General features: G+C 35.7%; 26 protein-coding genes. 14 read left to right on the forward strand and 12 right to left on the reverse strand.

All coding sequences use genetic code 11. The annotated features are described in order from the left end of the window. Window position 1: 1 nt before the first annotated feature. Window positions 2–460, reverse strand: a complete 459-nt coding sequence (locus SB679_RS15380; protein WP_410703168.1) for an Lrp/AsnC family transcriptional regulator — start codon at window positions 458–460, stop codon at window positions 2–4. Between the two features lie 157 nt (window positions 461–617). Here SB679_RS15380 and SB679_RS15385 point away from each other — a divergent pair, with 157 nt between their 5' ends. Then, window positions 618–1,847, forward strand: coding sequence for an aminotransferase class I/II-fold pyridoxal phosphate-dependent enzyme (locus tag SB679_RS15385; RefSeq protein ID WP_410703169.1), 1,230 nt, complete (start codon window positions 618–620; stop codon window positions 1,845–1,847). 36 nt (window positions 1,848–1,883) lie between these two features. Here the strand turns inward: SB679_RS15385 and SB679_RS15390 are convergent, their stop codons facing one another. Together SB679_RS15390 and SB679_RS15395 are read right to left on the reverse strand one after the other, a co-directional pair. Next, window positions 1,884–2,888, reverse strand: a complete 1,005-nt coding sequence (locus tag SB679_RS15390) for a glycosyltransferase (protein ID WP_410703170.1) — start codon at window positions 2,886–2,888, stop codon at window positions 1,884–1,886. Between the two features lie 231 nt (window positions 2,889–3,119). Next, a complete protein-coding gene (locus SB679_RS15395) occupies window positions 3,120–4,283 on the reverse strand; it encodes a class I SAM-dependent RNA methyltransferase (RefSeq protein ID WP_034711015.1) in 1,164 nt (387 codons plus the stop codon). Between the two features lie 208 nt (window positions 4,284–4,491). Here SB679_RS15395 and SB679_RS15400 point away from each other — a divergent pair, with 208 nt between their 5' ends. Next, window positions 4,492–5,220 (forward strand): SAM-dependent methyltransferase, encoded by a 729-nt coding sequence (locus tag SB679_RS15400; RefSeq protein WP_410703171.1) that lies wholly within the window; start codon window positions 4,492–4,494, stop codon window positions 5,218–5,220. Next, window positions 5,220–5,942, forward strand: coding sequence for a ZIP family metal transporter (locus SB679_RS15405; RefSeq protein WP_410703363.1), 723 nt, complete (start codon window positions 5,220–5,222; stop codon window positions 5,940–5,942). Before SB679_RS15400 ends, SB679_RS15405 begins: the two co-directional genes overlap by 1 nt. Window positions 5,943–6,032: 90 nt before the next feature. On the opposite strand, the gene SB679_RS15410 is transcribed toward SB679_RS15405, so the two are convergent. Further along, window positions 6,033–7,436 carry an OmpP1/FadL family transporter gene (locus tag SB679_RS15410; protein WP_410703172.1) on the reverse strand — a complete coding sequence of 468 codons (1,404 nt, stop codon included), beginning with the start codon at window positions 7,434–7,436 and terminating at the stop codon, window positions 6,033–6,035. Between the two features lie 30 nt (window positions 7,437–7,466). Continuing rightward, complete coding sequence (locus SB679_RS15415) at window positions 7,467–8,504, reverse strand: prolyl-tRNA synthetase (protein WP_410703173.1); 1,038 nt, start codon at window positions 8,502–8,504, stop codon at window positions 7,467–7,469. Between the two features lie 144 nt (window positions 8,505–8,648). Between SB679_RS15415 and proS the strand changes: the two genes are divergently transcribed. The 7 genes from proS to SB679_RS15450 all read left to right on the forward strand — a co-directional run bounded on the left by proS (window position 8,649) and on the right by SB679_RS15450 (window position 16,230). Next, on the forward strand, window positions 8,649–10,124 hold the full coding sequence (gene proS / locus SB679_RS15420) for a proline--tRNA ligase (RefSeq protein ID WP_410703174.1): 1,476 nt from the start codon (window positions 8,649–8,651) through the stop codon (window positions 10,122–10,124). Between the two features lie 118 nt (window positions 10,125–10,242). Next, on the forward strand, window positions 10,243–11,544 hold the full coding sequence (locus SB679_RS15425; RefSeq protein ID WP_410703175.1) for a DUF937 domain-containing protein: 1,302 nt from the start codon (window positions 10,243–10,245) through the stop codon (window positions 11,542–11,544). Window positions 11,545–11,661: 117 nt separating this feature from the next. Continuing rightward, complete coding sequence (locus SB679_RS15430; RefSeq protein ID WP_410703176.1) at window positions 11,662–12,993, forward strand: Nramp family divalent metal transporter; 1,332 nt, start codon at window positions 11,662–11,664, stop codon at window positions 12,991–12,993. Window positions 12,994–13,195: 202 nt separating this feature from the next. Beyond that, window positions 13,196–13,732: a nucleotide exchange factor GrpE gene (locus tag SB679_RS15435; protein WP_410703177.1), complete on the forward strand. Its 537-nt coding sequence runs from the start codon at window positions 13,196–13,198 to the stop codon at window positions 13,730–13,732. Between the two features lie 100 nt (window positions 13,733–13,832). Next, window positions 13,833–14,954 (forward strand): molecular chaperone DnaJ, encoded by a 1,122-nt coding sequence (dnaJ, locus tag SB679_RS15440; protein ID WP_410703178.1) that lies wholly within the window; start codon window positions 13,833–13,835, stop codon window positions 14,952–14,954. A gap of 78 nt (window positions 14,955–15,032) precedes the next feature. Continuing rightward, window positions 15,033–15,479, forward strand: coding sequence for a hypothetical protein (locus tag SB679_RS15445; RefSeq protein WP_410703179.1), 447 nt, complete (start codon window positions 15,033–15,035; stop codon window positions 15,477–15,479). Window positions 15,480–15,549: 70 nt separating this feature from the next. Further along, window positions 15,550–16,230 (forward strand): DUF4304 domain-containing protein, encoded by a 681-nt coding sequence (locus SB679_RS15450; RefSeq protein WP_410703180.1) that lies wholly within the window; start codon window positions 15,550–15,552, stop codon window positions 16,228–16,230. A 5-nt stretch (window positions 16,231–16,235) separates the two neighbouring features. Here SB679_RS15450 and SB679_RS15455 read toward each other — a convergent pair whose 3' ends face one another. Together SB679_RS15455 and SB679_RS15460 are read right to left on the reverse strand one after the other, a co-directional pair. Continuing rightward, a complete protein-coding gene (locus SB679_RS15455) occupies window positions 16,236–17,153 on the reverse strand; it encodes an acyltransferase family protein (RefSeq protein ID WP_410703181.1) in 918 nt (305 codons plus the stop codon). Between the two features lie 63 nt (window positions 17,154–17,216). After that, a complete protein-coding gene (locus SB679_RS15460; protein ID WP_410703182.1) occupies window positions 17,217–18,101 on the reverse strand; it encodes a DUF808 family protein in 885 nt (294 codons plus the stop codon). Between the two features lie 119 nt (window positions 18,102–18,220). On the opposite strand from SB679_RS15460, the gene SB679_RS15465 reads away from it, so the two are divergent. The 4 genes from SB679_RS15465 (at window position 18,221) to SB679_RS15480 (ending at window position 20,771) form a co-directional block, all read left to right on the forward strand. Then, window positions 18,221–18,679, forward strand: a complete 459-nt coding sequence (locus tag SB679_RS15465) for a hypothetical protein (protein WP_410703183.1) — start codon at window positions 18,221–18,223, stop codon at window positions 18,677–18,679. A 63-nt stretch (window positions 18,680–18,742) separates the two neighbouring features. Continuing rightward, window positions 18,743–19,336, forward strand: a complete 594-nt coding sequence (locus SB679_RS15470; RefSeq protein ID WP_410703184.1) for a Crp/Fnr family transcriptional regulator — start codon at window positions 18,743–18,745, stop codon at window positions 19,334–19,336. 61 nt (window positions 19,337–19,397) lie between these two features. Beyond that, a complete protein-coding gene (locus tag SB679_RS15475) occupies window positions 19,398–19,829 on the forward strand; it encodes an SRPBCC family protein (protein WP_410703185.1) in 432 nt (143 codons plus the stop codon). 75 nt (window positions 19,830–19,904) lie between these two features. After that, window positions 19,905–20,771: an alpha/beta hydrolase gene (locus SB679_RS15480; protein WP_410703186.1), complete on the forward strand. Its 867-nt coding sequence runs from the start codon at window positions 19,905–19,907 to the stop codon at window positions 20,769–20,771. 42 nt (window positions 20,772–20,813) lie between these two features. On the opposite strand, the gene SB679_RS15485 is transcribed toward SB679_RS15480, so the two are convergent. The 5 genes from SB679_RS15485 to SB679_RS15505 form a co-directional block, all read right to left on the reverse strand. After that, entirely contained in the window at window positions 20,814–21,509 is a 696-nt protein-coding gene (locus SB679_RS15485; RefSeq protein ID WP_317741708.1) for a DedA family protein, read from the reverse strand. Window positions 21,510–21,595: 86 nt separating this feature from the next. Further along, complete coding sequence (prfB, locus tag SB679_RS15490) at window positions 21,596–22,708, reverse strand: peptide chain release factor 2 (protein WP_410703187.1); 1,113 nt, start codon at window positions 22,706–22,708, stop codon at window positions 21,596–21,598. A 94-nt stretch (window positions 22,709–22,802) separates the two neighbouring features. Next, on the reverse strand, window positions 22,803–23,279 hold the full coding sequence (locus SB679_RS15495) for a hypothetical protein (RefSeq protein ID WP_410703188.1): 477 nt from the start codon (window positions 23,277–23,279) through the stop codon (window positions 22,803–22,805). Between the two features lie 66 nt (window positions 23,280–23,345). After that, window positions 23,346–24,452: an NAD(P)/FAD-dependent oxidoreductase gene (locus SB679_RS15500; protein ID WP_410703189.1), complete on the reverse strand. Its 1,107-nt coding sequence runs from the start codon at window positions 24,450–24,452 to the stop codon at window positions 23,346–23,348. Between the two features lie 43 nt (window positions 24,453–24,495). Continuing rightward, entirely contained in the window at window positions 24,496–25,851 is a 1,356-nt protein-coding gene (locus tag SB679_RS15505) for an ATP-binding protein (RefSeq protein WP_410703190.1), read from the reverse strand. Window positions 25,852–25,935: the final 84 nt, after the last annotated feature.

Below are 25,935 nucleotides of genomic sequence, written 5' to 3' on the forward strand. Positions count from 1 at the left end.
ATTAGAGAACAATTGCAGTGGTGTTTTTTACCTCAGAGATCATAAAAGAGCTGTGGGTACTCGCAATATGCTGCAAAGTCGTTAATTTGGATAACATAAAATTACGGTAATCCGCTATATCTTTCACTCCAATTTTCAGGATGTAATCATAATCACCACTCACGTGAAAACATTCGGTCACTTCCTGTAAAGTCATGATTTCCCGTTCAAACTGAAGCACATGCTCCTTTTTATGCTGAGTCAGTTTCACATGACATAATACGATGAAATCCCGATCGACCTTGTTCCGGTCAAGAATAGCTACATATTTTGAAATTACACCTGTATTTTCAAGTTTCTTTATCCGCTCATATACAGCAGTTACCGACAAACCAAGCTTGTAGGACAGCTCTTTGGTAGTTTGTTTAGCATCTTCCTGTAAAAACAGGAGCAGTTTTTTGTCAGTTTCATCTAATGCCATAGATAATTTGTTGGTTAGAATTTACATTATTCAAATATAACAAACATTTTTTCGGTATAATCAGTTTTTAATAGTTTTATATTCTAATATTTCAAAAATAGGTTGTAATAATTCTGGAATTCATTCATTTTTAGTCCGAACAAAAAATAATACGATCATGAAAGACTTTAACGCAGCTAACGAAATACAGGATTTACAATATTTCGGTGAATTCGGCGGAGTAAACCCATCCATTTCAGACAGTTCAACGTATACTTTCCTTTCTGCTAAAACGATGTTTGATACCTTTGAAGGGAATGCAGACGGCTGTTATTTATATTCAAGGCATTCTTCGCCCATGAATCTTTATCTTTCTCAGGCATTGGCAAAATTGGAGAACACCGAAACAGCGAATGTTACCGCATCCGGTATGGGAGCAATCACTTCCGTTTTATTACAGGTATGTAAAAGTGGTGATCATATTATTTCCAGCAGGACCATCTATGGAGGTACCTATGCTTTCCTTAAAAACTTCCTTCCCCCTTTTCAAATTGAGACTACCTTTTTAGATATCAATGATTTTGAAGCGGTAGAAGCATCTATAAAACCTACTACAAAAGTAATTTACTGTGAAAGTGTAAGCAATCCTCTTCTTGAAGTCGCTGATCTGAAAAAGCTTTCGGAAATCTGTAAAAAGCATAATCTACAGCTTATTGTTGACAATACATTCTCCCCGCTTTCTATTTCTCCTAAACTTCTAGGAGCAGACATTGTGATTCACAGTCTTACAAAATTTATTAACGGCAGCAGTGATACTGTAGGCGGTGTATATTGTGGAAGCCAGGAGTTCATTAATGATACTAAAAATGTAAATTCAGGGGCTTGTATGCTGCTGGGGCCTACCATGGACAGTTTCAGGTCTGCAAGCATTTTAAAGAATTTAAGAACACTGCATATCAGAATAAAGCAACACAGCCACAACGCTATGTATTTAGCTGAAAGATTCGAAAAAGACGGATTACGCGTAGTTTACCCCGGTTTAAAATCACATAAAAATCATGAGTTGATGAAAAGCATGATGCATGAGGAATATGGATTTGGCGGATTATTGACTTTAGACGCAGGAACGACTGAAAAAGCCAATGAACTAATGGAACTTATGCAGCAGGAAAACTTAGGGTATCTGGCGGTAAGTTTAGGATTTTATAAAACTTTATTCTCATGCTCAGGAAGCTCAACATCTTCTGAAATTCCGGAAGAGGAACGCGCTGAAATGGGAATCACCGATGGATTGATCAGATTCTCTATAGGATTGGATCACGATATCCAGCGGACGTACGAAAAGATGAAAGAATGCATGCAAACGGTAGGCATTCTCAACCATGAAACCATCTCTATATTAAACTAATTTATTGTAATAAAAGCTGTTGATTTTCATCAGCTTTTATTTTTTGTGAAAATGTTTCGGGAAAGCATCTTCAGGTTTCATTCTGAAAATATTGATCAGAATCCAGGATTTCAAAAAGCCATACCCGTAAGAAAACATTTGAATATAGGTGGAGATAACAGCCATCCCCGCAATGCTGATATTCTTAGTCACCCACAAAGCATGGAAAAGGACTAAAAAGGTATAAAGACCATACAAAGCAAGGATAATCCCTCTTCCCAGAATATAATATTCTAAAAAGCCTACAAAATAGCCCAATAAAAACAACGTAGGAAAAGCAAATGAAATTTTTACATAATTAGGATGTCTTTGGTTAAGAATAGGTCTTGCACATCCAAATTGATACACCTGCTTGGAAAACTTCCCAAAATCTACCCTGCGCTTGTGATACACTCCAATATTGTCAAAAAAAGCAGTGGTAAAACCATTTTCCCAAAGCGTCATGGAAAGATCCGGATCCTCCCCGATTCTCATCTCAGAAAATCCGCCCACTTTTTCAAAAACTTCTTTTTTAACGCCCATATTAAAACTTCTCGGCTGAAATTTCGAAATTGAATTCTTATTACCCCGTATTCCTCCTGTCGTAAAAACAGAAGTCATTGAGTAGGAAATCGCTTTCTGCATCAGATTAAAACCTTTATGGGCTTTATCAGCACCACCAAATGCGTCGCAAGGCGTTGTTACAATGTTTTTCTTAATATTTTCAATATAATCCTTTTCTACAATAACGTCACTGTCTACAAAAACCAGCCATTCGCTTTCTGCTCTCCGGGATCCGTAATTTCTCGTTAAGCCAGGTCCGGAATTGTCTTTTCTGAAATATTTCACTTTCAGTATTTCTTCAAAATTACTGATGGTGGGCTTAAGGTCAATAGAAGAACCATCATCCACAATTATAATTTCGAACTCCTTATCGGTTTGATGGGTGAGTGAATTCAGCAACTCGAAAAGTTCGTCTCTTCGGTTGAAAATGGCAACGATAATGGAAATAGTAGGGTTCAAGTTGAAAATTTTTCAAAATTACTTATTCAGGAAAGAACGTGCAAATGTAACCTCAGTTTTATGAGAAAATTAAGGTTGTTCTTTCAATTCATTGAAAATTTGTAAGGATCAAAATAATCCTAATTTGAAATACAAATACAACACCACAGCCGTACACAAGGCGATCAGGGAAATACAGAAAAAATCAAAAAAGAAAAAAACCTTCCAGACCGGAAGGTTTTTATAACAATTTTATTGATTTTCAATTTTATGAAGTTTTTTTGTTCCTTCATACATTTCATACTGTAAAAATCTGGTTTCCAGTTTTCCGTTGAAAAGCTTGATTTTTCTTGAAGGGCGAAGACCGATTTTCTTTACCGCTTCCAGATCTGAAGAAATCAACCAGGCTAACGTATTAGGATAGTGAGTTTTGAAAGTATCTCCAATCTTTTTATAGAAATCCTCATCATTGATGGCAATTCTTTCATCATAAGGCGGATTGAAAACCATCAGTAACGGGAAAAGTTCTTTCGTAGACTCAAAGAAGTCCTGTTTTCTTACTTCAATGATATCTTCCATCTCTGCTGCTTCAATATTCGTTCTTGCTGCGTTCAGCATTCGGGTATCGATATCATAACCAACAATTTTTCCGGTAAATTCTTTTACTCTATTCACTCTGAATTCCTTGATCTTGGTGAATAAATCAGCATCATAATTACTCCAGTTCTGGAAAGCAAAACGATGTCTGAAGATCTGAGCCGGAAGATCTAGCGCAATCATTGCCGCTTCGATCAACAACGTTCCGGAACCACACATCGGGTCAAGAAAGTTTCCTTTTCCGTCCCAGCCTGCCAGCTGAAGCATTCCGCTTGCCAGCACTTCATTGATAGGAGCCTCACCCTGTTCCTTTCTGTATCCTCTTTTAAATAAAGGATCTCCTGAAGAATCCAGAGAAATGGTCACCAATTCACGGTCAATATGAAGATGGAATTTGATGTCCGGTCTTTTGGCATCTACATCCGGGCGTCTTTTATAATTATCCTGAAAATAGTCCACAATGGCATCTTTCATTTTCAGGGTAACAAACTGTGAATGTTTAAACGTTTCGGAATTTACGGTTGAATCAATCGCAAATGACTGATCTACATCCATAAACTTTTCCCATTCCACTTTAAAAAGCTTATCGTAAAACTGATGTTGGTTAAAAGCTTTAAATTCAAGAACAGGAATTAAAATTTTTAACGCAGTTCTTGCTGAATAATTAATTTTGTAAAGAAACCCAAGGTCACCTTCACAGTTTACAGCACGGTTTTTAATTTCTACGTTTTTACCGCCCAACTTTTTGATTTCTTCTGCCAAAATCGGTTCCAGACCGAAGAATGTCTTTATCTGAATCTTTAGATTTTCTGTGTCCATATTTTTAGATTAACTTAATTTCCCAATGATTATTTTTGAATCCTACAGATCAAAATAAACCATCAAGAATACTAAGAGTATTATTTTTAAACGATATCGTTTTTCTCTATCGTTTTGTTTCGATTTATAATTCCTTTAAAACTAAACATTTACTTTATTTAAAGGACATATTTCTTTTTTAGACTGCAAATTTAGTTATTTTTGCATTATGGAATGGTTTGAATCTTGGTTTGATACACCTTATTATCATTTGCTTTATAGTAACAGAGACTATACGGAAGCAGAAAACTTCATTACAAAACTGACTGCGGAGCTTCAGCTGCCGCCTTCTTCCAAGATCATTGACCTGGCTTGTGGAAAGGGAAGACACTCGGTTTTCCTTAATAAATTAGGCTATGATGTGCTTGGATTGGACCTTTCCAGACAGAGTATAGAATTCGATAAACAGTTCGAAAATCAGACCCTTCTTTTTGATGTTCACGATATGAGAAATCCTATCGATACTGATCCAATGGATGCTGTTTTTAACTTATTTACAAGTTTTGGATATTTTGACAATGAAAATGATGACAAAAAAGTTTTCCAGTCGGTATATAATTCTTTAAAACCCGGCGGTTATTTTGTGTTGGATTATCTGAATGAAAAATATGTAAGAAATAATATCGTTGCGGAATCTTTAGTAACCCGCGGTGGTATTGATTTTAAAATTCTCAAAAAAATTGAGGGCAGACATATTGTTAAAGATATCCGTTTCGAAACGGAAGGTCAGTCTTTTCATTTTTTCGAAAAAGTAAAGCTTCATACGCTGGAAGCTATCAACTCTTATGCAACAGAATGTGGTTTTGAAAGAATAAAAATTTGGGGAAATTATCAGCTGGATGAATTTGACAAAGAAAACTCACCACGTTGCATCAATTTATTTAAGAAAAAGGCATGATAACAGTTTTTTTACTGATTTTAAGCGTCATTGCAGGAGTATTTCTTGGAAAACATTTTGGTAAAAAAGAAAAACTTGCAAAAAATTTATTGGTTTTAAGTGCAGGATTTCTGATCACGATCTGCCTGAATGAAGTATTTCCGCAAGTATATGCTTCCGAAGAAAGCAGTAATCTAGGAATTTTTGTCATCGCAGGAGTCCTTCTTCAAATGATTCTCGAGGCTTTAACAAAAGGCTTTGAGCACGGGCATTTCCATCATCATAGTGAGAACAATATTCTTCCTATGGCTTTAATGGTAGGACTTTTTGTGCATGCATTCATTGAAGGAATTCCTTTAGCCAACGAAAAGGAGGCATTATCCCCCTACCTTTTAGGGATCGTTTTTCATAATCTTCCGATCTCATTTATTCTGGGTGCTTTCTTATTCAACAGAAAAAATGAATCTAAAAGTTCACCTTACCCATCTTTGCTGATCGTTGCTTTATTTGCCCTCGCTTCACCTATGGGAATGCTTCTGGGTAATTATTTCAATCCTGATCTGCAGCCTTACTTCCTTGCTATTGTAGGCGGAATCTTCCTGCATATCTCTTCAGTGATTATTTTTGAAAGCAACAAGAATCATAATATAGACTGGATAAAAATCGGATTGGTTATCCTTGGGGTTTCTCTAGCCCTGATCATGCATCTTTTCCATCATCATCCTGCTGGACATCTTCATTAAAAATAAACAATCAAATTATTGACAATAAAAAAAGCTCCGAATGAAATCATTCGGAGCCTCAATTTAATCACTCATTACACAAGCTGGAAATTAGAATTTCCAACCGAATGTAAGGAAAAAGTTATTTCTGCTGTTTTTCACATCAGAGACAGCGTAAGAATCGCTGGTCACGATATTTCCTGGTGAATAGTAAGCAGAATCTGTATTACCATTAAGCACACCTCTCAAAAATGGATTGCTGTACTTAGACGTTATGTTCTGATAAGAAGCATCTACATAGAAAGACTTGAAATCATATCCTAAACCAAATGACAATAAGTTTCTGTTATTAAGAATAAGGTTATTATAAGATTGATCTACAGAAGAAGTTCCCGCATCATTAAATCTACTGATCGTTAAAGCATCAAATGGACTGGATACAAATGAATATCCACCTCTTACTCTAAACTGTTGTATTCTGTATTCCCCTCCTATTCTTACTTCTGATAAGTTCTTGTAATTATCTTTGAAGAAATCATTCAATTCTGTTTCTGCACCACCATCTACTCTGTATTTCGGTTTTGTTAACCCAAGTGTATAGTCTACGTTTAAAGAGAAGTTTTTACTGGCTACAAAAGCAGCACTTACGGTTGCTTTAAGCGGAGAAGTAAATCTTCTTCCCTCATAAGCCATATCATCACCTAAATTAGCATCATTGTAGAAATTATAATTTCTGTCAATCGTCCAGAAAGTAGGTGTTTCAATCGCTGCTCCAACTCTGAAATTAGGATTCAGTTTACCAATTACCCCAAGGGTTGCTGAAAAACCTGAAGATCTTTCAAAATAGGGAGTATTCTGCTTGCTGAAATATTCTGTAGAACCATTTTGAAGAGAATTGAATGCCGCTGTATCATACTGGTCGATAGAGGCATTGAAGAAATTCAAGCCTGCTCCAATATACACACTGTGGTTATAATTAGCTCCAACACCGAAACTTGTTTTAGACAAGTATCCATACCTATTATAGGCATGACCGCCAAGTGAAGAACTTTTATTGGTGTCAAAATCATAGACCAGGTTACTGTTTCCCGGAGACTCTACATAATTATCAAGAGACTGATTGGAATAGTTGACCCCGATATTAATGAATTTCCATCCTGTTTCAGTCATCAAAGGAAAAGTAAGTACACCACCAACATTCCCAAGATCTGTATTTGTTTTGCTATAATTAATGGATGAACCTGCCCATGTAGAGGTATTTTTATTCCCACTTACAGACAATGTTCCTGAAATTTCTCCGGAAATGGCAACTCCCAAACCGGCAGGGTTGGTAAGCAGGGAGCTAGCATCCCCACCTAGTGCCCCATTAGATCCGGCCATCGCATTGAATTTAGCCGATCCCACCATAGGAGTACTGGAATATGCATCTACAGTATTTCTTATCACAGAAACATCCTGAGCCTGCGCATAAAATGCAGCAGCAACACTCATTAATACTAAAGATTTTTTTAACATTATTTTTTAAATAGTTATTAAGTTTGAAAATTATCTACCCCCTCTGAAGCCGCCACCGCCGCCGCCGGATCTCATACCACCGCCGCCGCCTGAAGAACCACCTCTGAAGCCACCACCTGAATTGAATCCTCCGCTAGATCTGAATCCTCCGTTATCATTGGATCTGAATCCACCATCATTTCTGTATCTAGGCTGTTGTTGCTGGTTGTTATAATTGTAGTTCGGTCTTGTCTGTTGTGTAGAGTTACGGAATCCACCGGATTGCCCTTGCTGATTTCTAAATCCACCATTATAATTACCTTGCTGTCTGAAACCACCATTTGTATTGGTATTTCTAAAGCCACCGCCATTATTTCTGAAACCGGCTGTATTATTTTTATAGATAGAGTTTGTCAGACCTGGATTATTTCTGTTAAATCCACCTCCTTCAGCACCACTTCTTCTGTAGATAGGTCTGTTGTAATATCCGTTACCCCAGTATCCGCCGTTCCATCCCCAGTACGGGTTATAGTATCCGCCACCCCAATAAGGATTGCCCCAACCATAGTATCCGCCCCAGTAAGGATTTCCCCAGCCGTAAGAACCGCCCCATCCCCATCCAAATGAGCTACCCCATCCGAAAGACATACCTAAGCTCCAACCTCCGTTCCAGCCCCAGTAAGGGTTGTAACCACCATAATATCCCCAAGGACTACCCCAGTTATTATTGTAAACATTGGTTTGGGATCCTGCAAAATTTCCCCAATCGGAATCTGTTACATTGGTATTCCAGTTATTATCACTCCAAGTATTATATCTGTTATCCTGCTCTTGAGAATTAGCTTGTGCATTCTGGATGATATTAGAGTCCTGATAATAGTCATAATATTGACCTACCCTGTTTCCGCCATCATTGATAATTACGCCTTCAGGTAGTGTATCTTTATTCGGGTCATAATAAACCCCATCAGTCTCGCTATACCCTCCCATCTGAGCACCACAAGACATAAGCAATAATCCGCTTGATATGGCTAAAATCCCTTTAGATCTTAACACACCGAGCAAATTTTTATGTATATTTCTTTTCATGATAACGTAAAAATTTTTAAATTAAATTATATTTGCAATGTGTACCAAAAATGTACCAAAACACTGATTAAAAAATCTATCAAAAATAGAGTTTTATTTTTAGATAACAATAATAGGAAAAAGTTAAAAAAATTAAAAAAAATAATGGCAAAATTAACCTCAAGAAGCGAAGATTACAGCAAATGGTATAATGAGTTGGTGGTAAAGGCTGACTTAGCTGAAAACTCTGGAGTGCGAGGATGCATGGTTATTAAACCATACGGCTATGCAATCTGGGAAAAAATGCGTGATGAAATGGACAGAAAATTCAAGGAGACAGGTCACGTTAATGCTTATTTCCCGCTTTTTGTGCCCAAAAGCTTGTTTGAGGCAGAGGAAAAAAATGCTGCCGGTTTTGCAAAAGAATGTGCCGTGGTTACCCATTACAGATTAAAAACAGACCCAAACAACCCTGCAAAACTTATCGTTGATCCGGATGCTAAATTAGAAGAAGAACTTATCGTTCGTCCCACATCAGAAGCAATTATCTGGAGCACCTATAAAAACTGGATTCAATCGTACAGAGATTTACCTATATTAATTAATCAATGGGCCAATGTTGTCCGTTGGGAAATGAGAACCCGTTTATTCTTAAGAACAGCAGAATTTTTATGGCAGGAAGGGCATACAGCTCATGCTACAAAGGATGAAGCCGTAGAAGAAGCAGAAAAAATGAATAAAGTGTATGCAGATTTTGCAGAAAACTTCATGGCAATGCCTGTAATTCAAGGGGTAAAAACACCATCTGAAAGATTTGCGGGAGCTGATGAAACTTATTGTATTGAAGCTTTAATGCAGGATGGAAAAGCACTTCAGGCAGGAACTTCTCACTTTTTAGGACAGAATTTTGCCAAAGCTTTTGATGTGAAATTTACCAACAAAGAAGGGAAAATTGAGCACGCATGGGCAACATCATGGGGAACTTCCACGCGTTTGATGGGAGCTTTAATCATGACCCATTCTGATGATTTCGGATTGGTACTTCCTCCTACATTGGCGCCTATCCAGGTGGTTATTGTTCCTATCTTTAAAGGTGACGAACAGCTTAACCAAATCAGTGAAGTTGCTTTAGATATTCAGGCTAAACTGAAGGCTAAAGGTATCTCTGTGAAATTTGATAATGATACTCAGAATAAACCAGGCTGGAAGTTCGCTGAATACGAATTAAAAGGAGTTCCTGTAAGAATTGCCATCGGGCCGAAAGATTTAGAGAATAAATCTGTAGAAATTGCAAGAAGAGATAATCTTACCAAAGAAGTACGTTCTATTGAAGGTGTTGATGTTTACATTGAAGAGTTATTAAAAACTATTCAGCAAGATATTTATAATAAAGCACTCAACTTTAGAAATGACAGCATTACAAAAGTTGACACGTATGAAGAGTTTAAAAAAGTGCTGGAAGAAAAAGGAGGATTCATCTACGCCCATTGGGATGGAACTGCTGAAGAAGAGGAACAAATTAAAGAAGAAACCAAGGCAACTATCAGATGTATTCCTTCAGATAATGACATTGAAACAGGTATTTCGCTAATTTCAGGAAAACCCTCTGAAAGACGAGTATTATTCGCAAAAGCGTATTAACATTTTTAATGATTTCTGAAAATTTCATTAAAATTTCAATAAATAATCAAAAAAAATAACGTTTGGACAGATTTTTGTTTAAATTTATATCAACATTAATCTAAAAAATAAATTTATTATGTCTTTAAATGTTATTGATTTAATTAAAGGACAATTAGGTCCCGCTTTAGTATCACAAGCAGCGTCTCAATTAGGAGAAAGTGAATCTGGTATTTCAAAAGCAATTGGAGGTTTACTGCCTGCAGTGGTGGGAGGATTAGCAAACAATGCTGATCATCCAGGAGTTTTAGATGCAATTACGAATGCTTCATCCAGCGGAATTTTAGGAAATTTATTGGGAGGTTCTTCTAATAATCCTATCATCTCTACTTTGTTATCGTCTCTTTTTGGTGATAAACTTGGTGGATTGGTCAATTCAATTGCCTCTTTTTCAGGAATCAGCAATGGTTCTGCAAGTTCTTTGCTAAGCCTTGTAACAGGAGCAACAGCAGGAACTGTAGGAAAATATGCAGCTGATAATAATCTGGATAAATCTGGTATTTCAAGTTTATTGAGCAGCCAGAAAGGTATTATCTCTACATTGTTGCCAGCTGGACTTTCTTTAGCATCGTTAAATATTGGCGATTGGGCTAAAGGATACAAGTTTGATAATGATAATGACGCTATAAAAACGCCGGTCGGAGAGCCTAAAATAGACGTTACAAGAAGTACAACACCTACAGGAACTAATCCTGATAGAAATAACGAAGGCGGAGGTTCAATCTGGAAATGGTTGCTTCCGCTTTTATTGCTAATTGCTGTTTCATATTTCATTTGGAAGCAATGTGAGAAAAAGCAGACAACCACCACAACCACTGTTGCTGATTCAACAGGATCACACACGGATACAGCGTCAACCGCAGTTACTCCAAGTGATACAACAGGAACTGCTGTAACTACTGCTAAAACTGATGAGAATATCGATTTAAACGGGGTTGCGCTTAAAGGTTATAAAGGTGGAATGGAAGATCAGATGATCACTTTCCTAAAATCTGGAAATTACAAAAATGCAGCTGATGACAGTGCTTTAAAAGATACCTGGTATGATTTTGACCACGTTAATTTCAAAGTGGCTAGCGCTACAGAATTGGAAGCAGGTTCTCAAGGACAGCTTGAAAATCTTGTAGCTATCTTAAAAGCTTTCCCTGAAGCTAAAATTAAAATTGGTGGTTACACTGATAAAACAGGTAATGAAGCATCTAACATTAAATTATCTAAATCAAGAGCTGAGTTTATCAAAGGTGCTTTAGCAAAAGCAGGAGTTGGTGCTCAGGTTTTAGAAGCTGAAGGATACGGAAGCAAATTTGCTAAAGTAGATCCTAAAGCATCAGATGCTGAAAGAGCTGCTGACAGAAAAATGTCTGTACGATTTGCAAAATAATTATAAACAGCTAATACTTAAATCCCGAAAATATTTTCGGGATTTTTTTTGTCTTAGTTTTTATATTTTCATTTATTTAATTACATTTGTTAGACATTTCTAACATTCACATTATTTATGAATCTCAACTTAAAGAGCGCTTGGCGAAAAGATAAAACTTCACATTCATTACCAGAGGTTTATTCTTCCATTAAGGTACCGGTAAAAGGGAGTTTTTGGAGAAAATACCTTGCCTTTGCGGGACCGGGACTGATGATTGCCGTTGGATACATGGACCCGGGAAACTGGGCAACAGATATTGCCGGAGGAGCGCAATTTGGCTATACTCTACTTTCTGTTATTCTTATTTCCAACATTTTTGCCATGGTTTTACAACATTTATCGGTAAAGCTTGGCGTAGTTGCAGAAAGAGATCTTGCACAGGCGTGCAGGGATCATTTCAATCCTACGACCAATTTTATTCTCTGGATATTATGTGAAATTGCTATTGCAGCCTGTGATCTCGCTGAAGTCATCGGTTCTGCGATCGCTCTGAACCTTTTATTTCATATTCCTCTTACCTGGGGAATCGTAATTACTACTGTTGATGTTCTCATCATCCTTTTACTTCAGGCAAAAGGTTTTCGATGGATAGAAAGTATTGTGGGGGGCCTCATTTTTATTATTTTATCATGTTTTTTATATGAAATTATTATTTCAAAACCGGCTATCAATGAGATTTTAGGAGGCTTGGTTCCTCAAAAAGAAATTATTCAGAATCCTGCTATGCTTTATATTGCCATTGGAATTTTGGGAGCCACGGTTATGCCTCATAACCTGTACCTTCACAGCAGTATTGTTCAGACCAGAGACTATCCCCGTGATAGAGAAGGAAAAAAAGAAGCTATTAAGTTTGCCACTTTAGACAGTACTGTTTCACTATTGCTAGCGTTTTTTATTAATGCAGCAATCCTTATTCTGGCTGCAGCCACTTTTCACACGACAGGCAATGAACATGTTGCAGATATCCATGATGCCTACAAAATGCTGACACCCATACTAGGGGCTTCCATGGCCAGTATTGCATTTGCTATCGCCTTGCTTGCCTCAGGTCAAAATTCTACGCTTACCGGAACGCTGGCAGGACAGATCGTGATGGAAGGTTTCTTAAACATCAGATTAAAACCATGGCTCAGAAGATTAATTACCAGACTTATCGCTGTAATCCCCGCCTTAATTGTAGCTATTTTATATGGTGAAGAAGGAACTACTAATCTTTTGGTTTTAAGTCAGGTGATCTTATCTATGCAATTGAGTTTTGCAGTTGTTCCGTTGGTGATGTTTACTAATGACAAAGCAAAAATGGGTGAATTTGTGAATAAACCTGTTTTAAAAGTCTGTGTATGGATCATTTCATTCATCATCATTATTTTAAATCTTTACCTGCTTTATCAGACTTTTGCAGACTAATAACAACTGTCGGCTTCAAAATCAACTATCAATTCATTCACTGATTCTAAAAAATGCTGTTCCATTATTACCTTCAGTAACGGCTGAAAGGGTATATAATCCGTGTAATTTTTTCACAGAATAAAAAATAAACTGCCTTAATGTCTTAATTTTTCATTTGGCAAAGTCTTTGCCAAACACACCTGTAAATAAATATTGAATTATGGACAATCAGGATATTAACGAAGAAAGCATCAATAATCAAGAAGAAAACACGATTCAGAACGAAACAGCTTCTGGAGAAAATGTGACAGCTACTCCAACTGCTGAGGAACTTTTGGCAGAAGAGAAAGACCGTTACATCAGACTGTATGCTGAATTCGAAAATTATAAGAAAAGAACAGCAAAAGAGAAGATGGAATTCTTCCAATATGCTAATCAGGATATGATGGTTTCTATGTTAGGAGTACTGGATGATTTTGAAAGAGCATTGAAAGAAATTGCTAAAAATGGAAATACTTCAGATTTACAGGGGGTAGAATTGATTTATCAAAAATTCAAAAACAGACTTACTGAAAAAGGATTAAAACCAATGGAAGTAAAAGCCGGAGACAATTTCAGTGTTGATTTCCATGAAGCAATTACTCAGATTCCTGCACCGTCAGAAGATTTGAAAGGAAAAATCGTAGACGTTATCGAAACAGGATATACTTTAGGTGATAAAGTAATCCGTTTTGCAAAAGTAGTAATAGGAAACTAAAATTTAATAATGATAAATGATAGGTGGTAATTGATAGACCTTTTATCCAGCAAGAATCAATCATCATTTATTTCACATCAATTGTAAGCATTTAAGCATCATGTCAAAAAGAGATTATTACGAGGTTCTTGAAGTAAGTAAATCTTCATCATCCGAGGAAATAAAGAAAGCATACCGAAAAATGGCGATCAAATTTCACCCGGATAAAAATCCGGGAGATAAGGAAGCCGAAGAAAAATTCAAAGAAGCAGCGGAAGCTTATGAAATATTAAGCGACGACCAGAAGCGCTCCCGTTATGACCAATTCGGTCATGCAGGCGTAGGCGGAAACGGAGGTTTCGGCGGTGGTGGCGGCTTTGGCGGTGGTATGAATATGGAAGATATTTTCAGCCAGTTTGGAGATATTTTTGGTGGCGGTGGCTTCGGAGGTTTCGGAGGTGGCGGCGGACGTCAGCAGGTGAAAGGTTCTAATCTAAGAATCAGAATCAAGCTGAACCTTGAAGAAATGGTGAACGGAACCCAGAAAACGCTTAAAGTAAAAAAAATGAAGATGGCAGAAGGTGCCACTTCAAAAACATGTCCTACGTGTAACGGTTCAGGAGTTCAGGTTAAAATAATGAACACCATGTTTGGGCAAATGCAGACCCAGGCTACTTGTGGAACTTGTCAGGGAATCGGAAAGGTTGCTGATAAAATTCCAGCCGGAGCAAATGCACAGGGGCTTATTAAGGATGAAGAGGAAATCTCAATCAATATTCCCGCCGGTGCAAGAGACGGAATTCAGCTGAATGTAAGAGGAAAAGGTAATGATGCTCCTTTCGGAGGTATTCCCGGAGATCTATTGGTTATTATTGAAGAAGAAATTGATAAAACAATCAAAAGAGAAGGAGACAACCTTCATCAGGAATTATATATTTCCTATGCTGAAGCTGCATTAGGAACCAAAAAAGAAATCTCTACCGTTGGCGGAAAAGTGAAAATAACGGTTGATCCGGGAACACAGTCCGGAAAAATCCTTAGGTTAGCAGGAAAAGGCCTTCCTAGCATCGACAGCTATGGAAAAGGTGATATGTTTATCCACATCAATGTATGGACACCACAGAAGCTTACAAAAGATCAAAAAGATTTCTTTGAGAAGCAGATGTCCAGCGGAGAAATGGAAGCAGAACCTTCCGGAAAAGAAAAAACATTTTTTGATAAAGTGAAAGACTTATTCAACTAAAAATATAAAAGGATTCTTACGGGAATCCTTTTTTTATGGGCAATGGTCTGGTTTAATTTTGAATTAATAAATTAAATCATGAATAAAATTTCATTTACCTTTCTACTTTTATTATTGATTTCTTGTCAGAATGAAAAGCAGAATTCAATTGTTAAAGAAAATAAAATTGTGGAGAAGGATTTATCGAATTATAATTTTCGAAAAATAATTCTTCCTAAATTAAAGCATGAAACTGACAGAAAAAAATTAACAATCCTCTTAAATCATTTAGATGAAAAGCATTTAAGTCTTTGTGATTTTGTTAGAAGAGAATTTGAAATTGATGATTCATGTTTTGCTATTGCAAAAGAAAAATATCCCTATCCTGAAATGCAGGTGGAATTTATGGAAGTTCATGATAATGTTTATGAAATTGCTCATAAAAAATTTCTACGACAAACTAACGTTACTGAACACGATGCTCTTTTTCTTACAGTTGCATATTCTTTTGATGAAAATGTAAAAAATTTCTGCGGTAAATATTAATTGAGACTCTTTTATGGTTTCTCATTTTTCTTTATATTCGTTTTTAAAATAAATTAACCTAAAGCTAAAAATGGATACAAGAGTAGTATTTTTAAATGCTTGCAACGAAATTGCCGCTCAACTCGAGGGTTTTAAAACACTTGAAAAGGGACAAAGGCTTAAGAAAATTTCGAAGGATAAAGATATCTATTTTGAAATTTATTTTCAGTCGAGTTTCAGGAATGATTCTTCATCCATCCAGATACTTCCACATATCAATATCTATTCTAAAATATTAAAAAAATGGCAAATTGAACAGAGAAAAAATGAATATTCGCAAGGATTGATCTATGGAAACCAGATTGGTTATTTAACTCCCTTTAATAATTGGAAAGAATGGAACTTAGCCGGTCTGTCTTATAAAAATTCAATTACTGAAATTACAGAAAGTATACAAAAATACATCCTGTCTATTTTTGAGATTTTCAGTTCTAAAGAAACTGCCATTGCTTTTTTAAAGAATAATGGAACAAAATTTAATCAATGGACAGAAGATTCGATTTCTCCTCTAGATTTCCTCCTCTGTTTTTCTGAAAAAGAAACCGCTGAAATCTTTTTAAACAATTTTATAGATCATTGCCCATACAAAAGAAACATTCTTAAATTGTATGAGAACTTAAAATCTGAGAATGAAATTGATCTCAATTATTCTGAATTTCACGGAGCGGATGCAATTAAATTAGCCTATGTGCAAGGGTTGAAAATACAGTAACTTTATTACAACAGATATTTTAATTTTCTATTAAGAAAAACTAATATTAAACTTACCATTAATAACACTCCGATAAAGATCACAAACCTGAATGTGGTAAGGTGAAGGTTAAAAATCCATTCCATGATTAATGGATGAACCAAATAAATTGCGGTTGAAATACTTGCTAAAATTTTAGAATCTGTTTTTACAGGAATACTTTTACAGTATAAAAATACAATGGGACAGGCAATCAGCAAAGATATTAATAAATCAATGCTTTCCTTTTTATCTAATCCTAATACTTTATAATTCAAAAACGCTTCAAAAACGACAAGAGCTACTGATCCTATAACCAGCAGCAAAGATGGCTTCTGCTTTACATCAATATACAGTTTTTTAATAAGAAAACCTATTCCCAAGAATGGAAAACATACAAATAGGAAATTTCTGTAGGAAGGAAATAAATTCAATGTTGTGTCTAAATCCCCGGTAAAATAATGAAGATTCCCCAACATTTGTATTACATATCCACAACTGAATAGAAACAAAATCGTTGTTATAATAAATTGTGCCGATTTATTTCTTAGCATAAACAAAACAATTCCAGCAAAGAAAGTTCCTATCAGATACCATAAGTGGTGATATCCAAAAAAAATATTTATTAAAATTTTACCTTCTTTCCAGAAAGGAATATAGATTATCGACCATATTGAATACAGTAAAAATATTCTTATCAGCCATTTTTTCAACTTATGAATATCATCTACATGATAAAAATAATATCCCGTTATTATTAAAAAAACAGGAACCCCTATTCTAAAAAGGCCATTTACAAGTACATAACTTAATGAAGGATAAAAATCTATCAGTAAATGCATATGCAAAAAAACCACAAAAAATGCGAGTATAATTTTTAATATATCAATCGATAAATTTCTCATATTTATTAATAAATACAAGGTTAAATGCATTCATAAGCGAATATAAATTATTTTTCAGAGAAACTATTTACGGGTAGCCAAAGTATATATTTTTTTACCCAATGTAAAGACCGCCACAGCAGCCAAACCTCCTACAACTCCAAGTGTAAGCTCTTTCAGAACATCTGGCCAGGTTGGAAGTAAGCCATGAAAAAATTCTACTCTATGTAGAAAAATTCCACCAGCTACCATTATTAAAGCAATCGTACCGACTACTCCCAATATTTTAATAACAATAGGTAAAGCCTTCACTAATAAATGTCCAAGCCTACCGAAAAAACCTTTATCGTTACTTTTTTTAATTAATTTAAATCCGGCATCATCCATTCTTACGATCAAAGCTACAATTCCATACACTCCAACAGTAGCAATAAATGCAACTAAGCTCGTTACTAAAATCTGCGTAATGAAAGGATGACTTTCTTCCAATACGGTTCCCAAAGCAATAATTACGATCTCGATCGATAAAATAAAATCCGTTGTAATAGCCGATTTTACTTTCGCTTTTTCTATTTCTTCAGAACTTTTTTCGTCTTCTACAATTTCCTCTATAACTTCATGACCTTTTTTGTCACGGTGAAAAAGAAACTCTATCACTTTTTCAACTCCTTCAAAAGCCAGATAGAATCCTCCAAGGATCAATACATAATTAATAGCTGGAGCATACAACCAATTGAGTAAAAAAACGATAGGCAGGATGATCAATTTGTTGATAAAAGACCCTTTTGTGATCGCCCATAAAACCGGAATTTCCCGGGAAGAAAGAAAGCCTGTTGCTTTTTCTGCATTTACCGCCAGATCATCTCCTAAGATACCCGCCGTCTTCTGAGTGGCTATTTTACTAGTAACCGCAACATCATCCATCAACGCAGAAATATCATCCAAAATTGCAAAAAAACCAGACGCCATATTTTAATATTTTTTTAATATCTGTTAAACGGAACAAAAATAATTATTTAATTCTATTTTTGGGTTGTTTATAAAACAATAATTTTACTCTAAATTAAAATGACAAATTTTATTCCATAATGATCGTTATACCCACAAAAAGTCATCATTCATTTGAGTTTAAAAAGACCTGTATTGATTGTTGGGAAAGCAATACGGTTTCTGTAAAGACTCCTTCAACGGAAAGTATTTCTTTTGAATTTTCAGATGAATTTTATATAAAAAATTCTGAAAAACCTGACTTTGAAAGTAAGCTGGAAGATTTCATCAATATTTATTTCGAAAATGAAGCAAAAATATCCGCGGTATTTATGCCTGTTCTTGATGCTTTATTAACCGCCAATCATGATATTGGAAATGGTGTACAGGAAGACATACGGCATAAGAGCGTTGAAATTATCGCTCTTCATGAATTCAAATTGACAATAAAATTATATCTCTATCACGGATATACAGAATGTTTTATAACCATCAACAGGGTTAAAGATTATTTTCTGGTCACTAAAATCGACTACAATTGGGCATATCAAAGGTTTTAATATTTCGTAACTTTGATTTGCTTTATCATGAAGATCATTGCAAAAAAATAATACGTTTCAGCCATGAATTCACCTCCAACAGATCTTGAATACAGCTTACAGTCTTACTTTGAAAATATTGAAGATCATGATTTGAAAACCATTGTCTCCTTTTTCAAACCGGAAACTGTTCGCAAAAATGATTTTTTCCTGCGCGCCGGGAAGAGCAGTACAAAATTAAGTTTCATTCAATCCGGATTTTTACGCATCTTTATTGAGACTGAAAAAAAAGAAGTGACCCAGTGGATTTCTACGAAAGGATATTTTATTACTGATCTTTCGAGTTTTATGTCTGCCAGTCCTGCCCGGTGGAATATTCAGGCACTTACGGATACTGAAATCTACTCCATTGACAAAGAGGATTACGAAGCCCTCCATCAGCTGGTTCCTCAATGGTATAAGCTTGAAAAAGCTTTCATAATTCATTGTTTTATTACATTGGAAACAAGAGTTCTCACCCATCTTTCTATGACTGCTGAAGAAAGATATACCGCATTTTTTAATGAAAACCGTGAATTATTTGCCCATATTCCACTGCAGTACATTGCATCTATGCTCGGGATGACTTCCGAAACATTCAGCCGGATAAGAAATAAGACCGCTCACGAAAACTTTTGATATTTATCAAGTAGATATTTTCTATTCTGGCCGAACTTTGTCCTCATCAATATCAAACATCATGGCAAAGAAAATCGAGACACAAATAATTATTAACGCAGCCCCGCAAAAGGTTTGGGAAATTCTCACTGATTTTAACAATTATCCGAACTGGAATCCATTCATTAAAAGTATAGCAGGGTCATTAGATACCGGTAGTATTTTAAAAGTTACCATAGAACCGGAAGAAGGAAAAGGAATGACATTTAAGCCGGTGGTTCAATCATCAGTAAAAAATAAAGAGCTAAGCTGGCTTGGAAAGCTTCTGTTTAAAGGAATTTTTGATGGTAAGCATCAGTTTCAACTCATCGATAACGGAAATGGAACCACCACTTTTATTCAGTCTGAAGAATTTTCCGGTATTCTGGTGTCATTTATTAATCTTGACAAAACTTCCGAAGGATTCAATAAAATGAATCATAGTCTAAAGGAACAGGCTGAAAAAAGACCATAAATATGAACAATATATGCTGCGTTAAAAAGAGTTAGCACACATCATAAAATATTTTATTTTCATTACATTTGAAGTATGAAAAAGCTAATTATCAACTATCATTTTTTTGTTTTAGGATGTATCAGCTTTTTATTAATTTCATGTAATACAAAATTCAGGGTTTGGGTGGGCGATCATAATCAGAAGATTTACAATTTAAAATACGGTGAACATCAAAGACAGAAGATGGATATTTTCCTTCCTGCTGACTATCCTGAAACATCACCTGTTGTTTTAATGGTCCACGGCGGTGCATGGACGTTCGGAAAAAAAGAGCATATGATCCAGATCCAGAAGATGCTTTTTGCGCATAATATTCCAAGCATCAATATGAACTACAGGCTGGTTTCCAGGCGAAAAAATATTACTTATAAGCAACAGCTTGAAGATATTGGCTTAGCCATAGAAAAATTTAATTCTCTGGCTCAGAAGGCAGATCTTCAACCCAATAACTATATTCTGCTTGGAGAAAGCGCCGGCGGACATCTATCACTACTCTATGGATACCAGCATCCGGATCAGATTAGGAAAATCATTTCTCTGAGTGGTCCTACCGATTTCTACAGCCCGGAATATTTGCATTCTTTTTACTCAAAATACACATCGCCTACTTTTCAAAAAGTAGTAGGAGTGAAGTTTGACCGTAAAAATGTGTCTGAAGATTTTAAAGAAGCCAGTCCGATTGCCAATATCACCAATGTTCCTACTTTATTATTTCAGGGAAATACAGATTTTCTTGTTAATCAGCATCAGGGACTTGCCATGGACTCTGCCCTTACCAGGCTAAACGTACCGCATAAACTGGTTTTTATGAAAAGAACGGGCCATGTACCCAGGTTTTTCAGTAAGATGAAAAGAGACAGCATCATCTATCCCAATATTCTGGAATGGATAAAAAAATAACCCGCTAAAAAGCGGGTTATGTAGATTATATTATAGTTCTCCTTATTCAGGATCTTTATCTTCATATTTAGAAAAATCCTGTTTTTTACCAAACATAAACTTGATGATAACAGGAAGCGTCGTTATTAACACAATGATAATAATGATAAACTCAAGCTTTTCTTTTAAGTTAATTCCGAACTGATCCAGAAATAATTTATCCAAATAATGACCTGCGAAAATCAAGATAAATGACCATAAAACAGCTCCAATAACGTTATCTCTCAGAAATTCTCTCTTATCCATTTTAACAATACCAGCTACAATAGGGGTAAAAGTTCTTACTACCGGTAAGAATCTCGCCATAATAATTGCTAAAGCTCCATGTTTTTCAAAGAAATCGTGCGCCTGATAAAGATATTTTTTCTTAAAAAGCATCGTATCCTGCTTTTTATATAGTGTCGGTCCGGCTTTTACGCCGAAATAATATCCTACTTCATTACCAATAATTGCTGCAATGGCTACTGCTGTTGCTAAAATAGTCGTATCTAAAAAATCGCTCCCAGTAGAGCCGAAAGTCTCTTTGATAATTTCTACTGCATAAATCCCTGAAACAAAAAGCAATGAATCGCCTGGTAAAAAAAATCCTACAAACAGACCTGTTTCAGCAAAAATGATAAATAAAATAAGCCAAAACCCACCCATTTTTATATAAAACTCAGGGTTTAATAAATCTTTCCAACTATTGAAATCTTCCATATATATTGATAAGTAACAAAAATAAGCTTAATAAACTTCAAAAGGAAATTTATTATAAGATTTTAACTAAAATTCAAACATGACATTTACAGGTCGAAATCATCGTCTGAAACCGCGGTACCATCAGCCATCAGGAAGGCTTTCAGGAACGGTGTAAGATTTCCGTTCATCACAGAATCCACGTCTGAAGTTTCGTGGCCGGAACGTACATCTTTTATCAGTTTATAAGGATGCATGACATAGTTTCGGATCTGGCTTCCCCACTCGATCTTCATTTTATTGGATTCAATTTCAGTTCTTGCTCTCATTCGTTCCTCCAATTCCATTTCATACAATCGGGAACGAAGAAGCTGCATGGCTTTTTCTTTGTTCTGAAGCTGTGAACGGGATTCGGAGTTTTCAATAATAATTCCTGTAGGTGCGTGACGAAGACGAACGGCCGTTTCTACTTTGTTAACGTTCTGCCCACCTGCTCCTGAACTTCGCATGGTTTCAAATGAAATATCTGCAGGATTGATGTTGATTTCAATGGTATCATCTACCAAAGGATACACATAGACCGACACAAAACTTGTGTGCCGCTTCGCATTGCTGTCAAAAGGAGAAATCCTTACCAGCCTGTGAACTCCATTCTCTCCTTTCAAGTAACCGAAAGCATATTCGCCGTCAATTTCCAATGTAACGGTTTTTACCCCGGCAACCTCTCCTTCCTGGAAGTTAAGTTCACGGATTTTATAGCCTTGTTTTTCAGACCACATGGTATACATCCTCATCAGCATCGCTGCCCAGTCACAACTTTCTGTACCTCCAGCCCCTGCAGTGATCTGCAGCACAGCAGATAGCTCATCACCTTCATTGGAAAGCATATTTTTGAATTCCAGGTTTTCAATTTTTTCAACCAGCTGTGGAAAGGCTTGATCCAATTCTTTTTCAGAATCGGGATCTTCTTTGGCAAATTCCATTAAAACCTGCAGGTCTTCAAACTGGGAACGGATTTCTTCATAGTCTTCCACCCACCTTTTTTTAGAACGCAGTTGTTTCAGAAAAACTTCGGCCCCTTTTGGATTGTCCCAAAATTCAGGAGCGGCTGTTTTTTCATCATCATTGGCTATTTCTATCTTTTTTTTATCAATCTGAAGATATTTGTGAAGGTCTTCAATTCTGGATTGAACTTCTCTTATATGGTCGTTGTTAATCACGAATGTTTCTTTTTTGCAAAAATACGGATATTTGTTGTATTCCCACAGATTTCAAGAATTTACACGGATCTTAGTCGAAATGGGTGCAGTTATACTATTTTGCCTCAAATATTTTTTTCAAGTCTTCTTTTGACCGCATACTTTCAGTTTTGAAACCGAACATACTTAATGCATAAGCAAATAGCAGCATACCTATAGGAATCAATACATCAAAAGATATTTTTTCAACTGCAATCAAGATAGTTGTTAAAAAAAATAATATAAATGAGCACCAAAATACTAGAAAAATAAGTACAAATACGTGTAATTTCATTTTAACTTCAATTTGTGTTTCATTGTTATTTTCTTGTATTGATCCACTTATTTGCGGAAGAAAAGAATTTCTGTTTCTTATAATTCTATTCATTTCAAAATGATGATCATCAATAAAACCTTCGTATTCTTTTGTTGATTTATTATTAGATGTAAAGCCACTTCCTTTCGTTTCCATACAGTCAGAAAGTCTTTTTATGATGTCTCGTTTTGATAAGTTTGTAGTGTAAACTATATGTTCAAAAGGTAAATATTTCATGTATAAATATTTTTTAATGGCAGCTCACCATTACGATTGGAAATATTGGGATATTTTATATTTAGATTAAATCATTTCTGCAACAATTTCACCAAGTTTAGGAGCTAAAGCGACTCCCATTCCTGAAAGTCTCACCACACAGAATTCTCTGTCTGAAAGCTGTTTTACAATGGGAGTTTTCTCAGAACCCATTGCCATAATTCCTGACCATCTCATGGAAATTTCAACATTCTGATGGGGAAGAATAACCTCTCTGAGAAAATTTCCCAAATGATCCTGCAGAAATTCGGTAATTTCAAAATCTGTAGTTTCTTCTGTTTTAAAATCCTGATTTCTTCCGCCGCCTAATAAAATTCTGTTTCCAAGATTTCTGAAATAATAAAATCCTTCATCATAATGAAAAGTTCCTTTTATCTTTAAGTTTTCTATCGGTTCGGTCACAATAATTTGCCCGCGAGCCGGAATGATCTCTTCGTTTTCTATAAATTTTGAACTAAAAGCATTGGTACAATGAATAATTCTGTCTGATTTAATCGAAAGATCTTCCGAAAGCTGTACTTCAATTTCATCAGTATTTTCAACAACCTTTTTGACTTCCATTCCGAAAAGAAATTCAACTTTTAATTCATGGCATTTTTCTAAAAGCTTCATCAAAAGTTTTCCTGAATGCAGACTTCCTTCACAAGGATTTTCAATTAAAAACTCAGATTTTTCCAATCCAAATTCTTTAATTTTTTCTTGTTGTAAAGAATATGTTTTTTCGTTTCCAGTGATAGATTTCAATTGTTCATTTACCTCGTCAATCTTCTCTAAGGGTTGATTATTATTAAGAATTTCATAGCCTTTACATAATTCAAAATCAATTTCAGAATGGTTGAAATACTGTTGGATTTTTTGAAGTCCGTCGAACCTCATCTTTACGAGTTGCAATGTTTTCTCCCAACCCATTTTTTCAGAATCGGCAATGATTTCGGTAAGACTTCCAAAGCATGCAAAACCGGCATTTCTTGTTGACGCACCCAACGGAACAGAGTTTCTTTCAATAACTAAAACCGATTTTTCAGGATATTTTTCTTTAACGGAAATAGCTGTCCAAAGTCCTGTAAAGCCACTTCCGATAATGATTACATCCCGTTTTCTGTAAAATATTTCAAGCTCCCAAATGCTGTTCATAAGTAATGCAAATGGTGTTTTTGTGAATGCTTATTTTTCAACATTACCCTTCACTTTTTTCTTCCCCATTATGATGAAACCCGATGGCTCTCCTCGGTTCTTCCACCGCTTTATACGTTTCGAGTTCTTTTTTCAGTGCCTCAATTCTTAATTGAAAATCATCAAAATTATTGATCACAGCATCTGCCAGGAATCTGGTGATTTGATTCAGATATTCTTCGGTTAATTTTCCGGCAGCTTCTCTCAATGCGGCATTCAAAAGTTTTTGGTCGATTCTTAAGTTTTCGTTTTTGTTTCTCTGATACAGGTTTTTGATGTGCTTTTTCAGGCTTTGTGTAAAATCAATCAGCATGGTATTGCTGAAAACCTTCATTTTGGAAGCGATATCGTGCCAGAAAGGAACTTTATCTGCTTTATTATTCTTAAGAATTTTATATAGGAGTGAATCTTCCTGAAGTCCTTTCGTCATGGCATACAGGATAATTTCAGAGCGCTCTGCGGCATTGGGCGGGAAAATAGGAATCATGACATCGAATCTTCCGGGAGACAGTATTTCTTCATCAATTTCTGATACGGAGTTTGCAGAACCTACCATCAGTAATTCTTCTTTTTCAAATTTCCCGATATAATGAAGAATAAGTTCCTGAGTTTCGAGATTGCAGGATGCGATATCTGTTTCAGCCTTGCGCTGCATCATAATTTCATCAAAATCATCCATGAACAGGAGCACTTTATTCTCTTTCATCATGCTGACCAAAAAGTCATTGAAATTGGTGGGAGTACCATCTACGAAAGAAGTTCCCATATAATGCTTTTTGACTTCTTTGAATTTGTAACCGATTATTTCCGCAATTTTGTTAGCCCAAAAAATCTTACCGCTTCCGGGAGGTCCGTACAGGATAATTCCGGCCGGTTTATTGATTCCCCAGTCTTTGATCTGTTGTGGGTTGAGGAATGGTTCCAACGCGGTAGATATATAGAAAAACAAATCCCGATATCCTATGAAATCCCGATGTTGCAGGCTTGTTTTATGTCCAAAATAGTTGTAGACAAATTGATAGTTTCCTCCTAATTTGTTATCAATTCCATAGCTTGAAATAGATGAACGGAAAAATCCGTTATCAAAGATATTGGGGTTGCTATCTTTCATGGCCTGCTCAATTTTTTCTCTGGGCTGGTTAATGGTTTCAGCAATCTGTTCCACGGTTTTATTCTTGTCCAGATCTTTTTCGTAGCGCCTTAAAAAGTCTATATTTTCACGGGCGAATTTTTCAAAATCGTCTTTTATTTCAAAGTTGGTACTGATACAAAATCCCAGATCCAGGTCAAAATCCTGTATAAATTGTTTGATGGCTTCCGCCGAAACATTGAGCTCTTTTGCCAATTCAATTAACTTCATAACTAATGATTAATTGAATCAAATTTAATATTTAAAAATTATAATTAATCGAAATATCCTGTAATCTTTGTAACATTTCATCAA

It is taken from the genome of Chryseobacterium sp. SIMBA_029, from assembly GCF_046535275.1.
Taxonomy (GTDB): Bacteria; Bacteroidota; Bacteroidia; order Flavobacteriales; family Weeksellaceae; genus Chryseobacterium.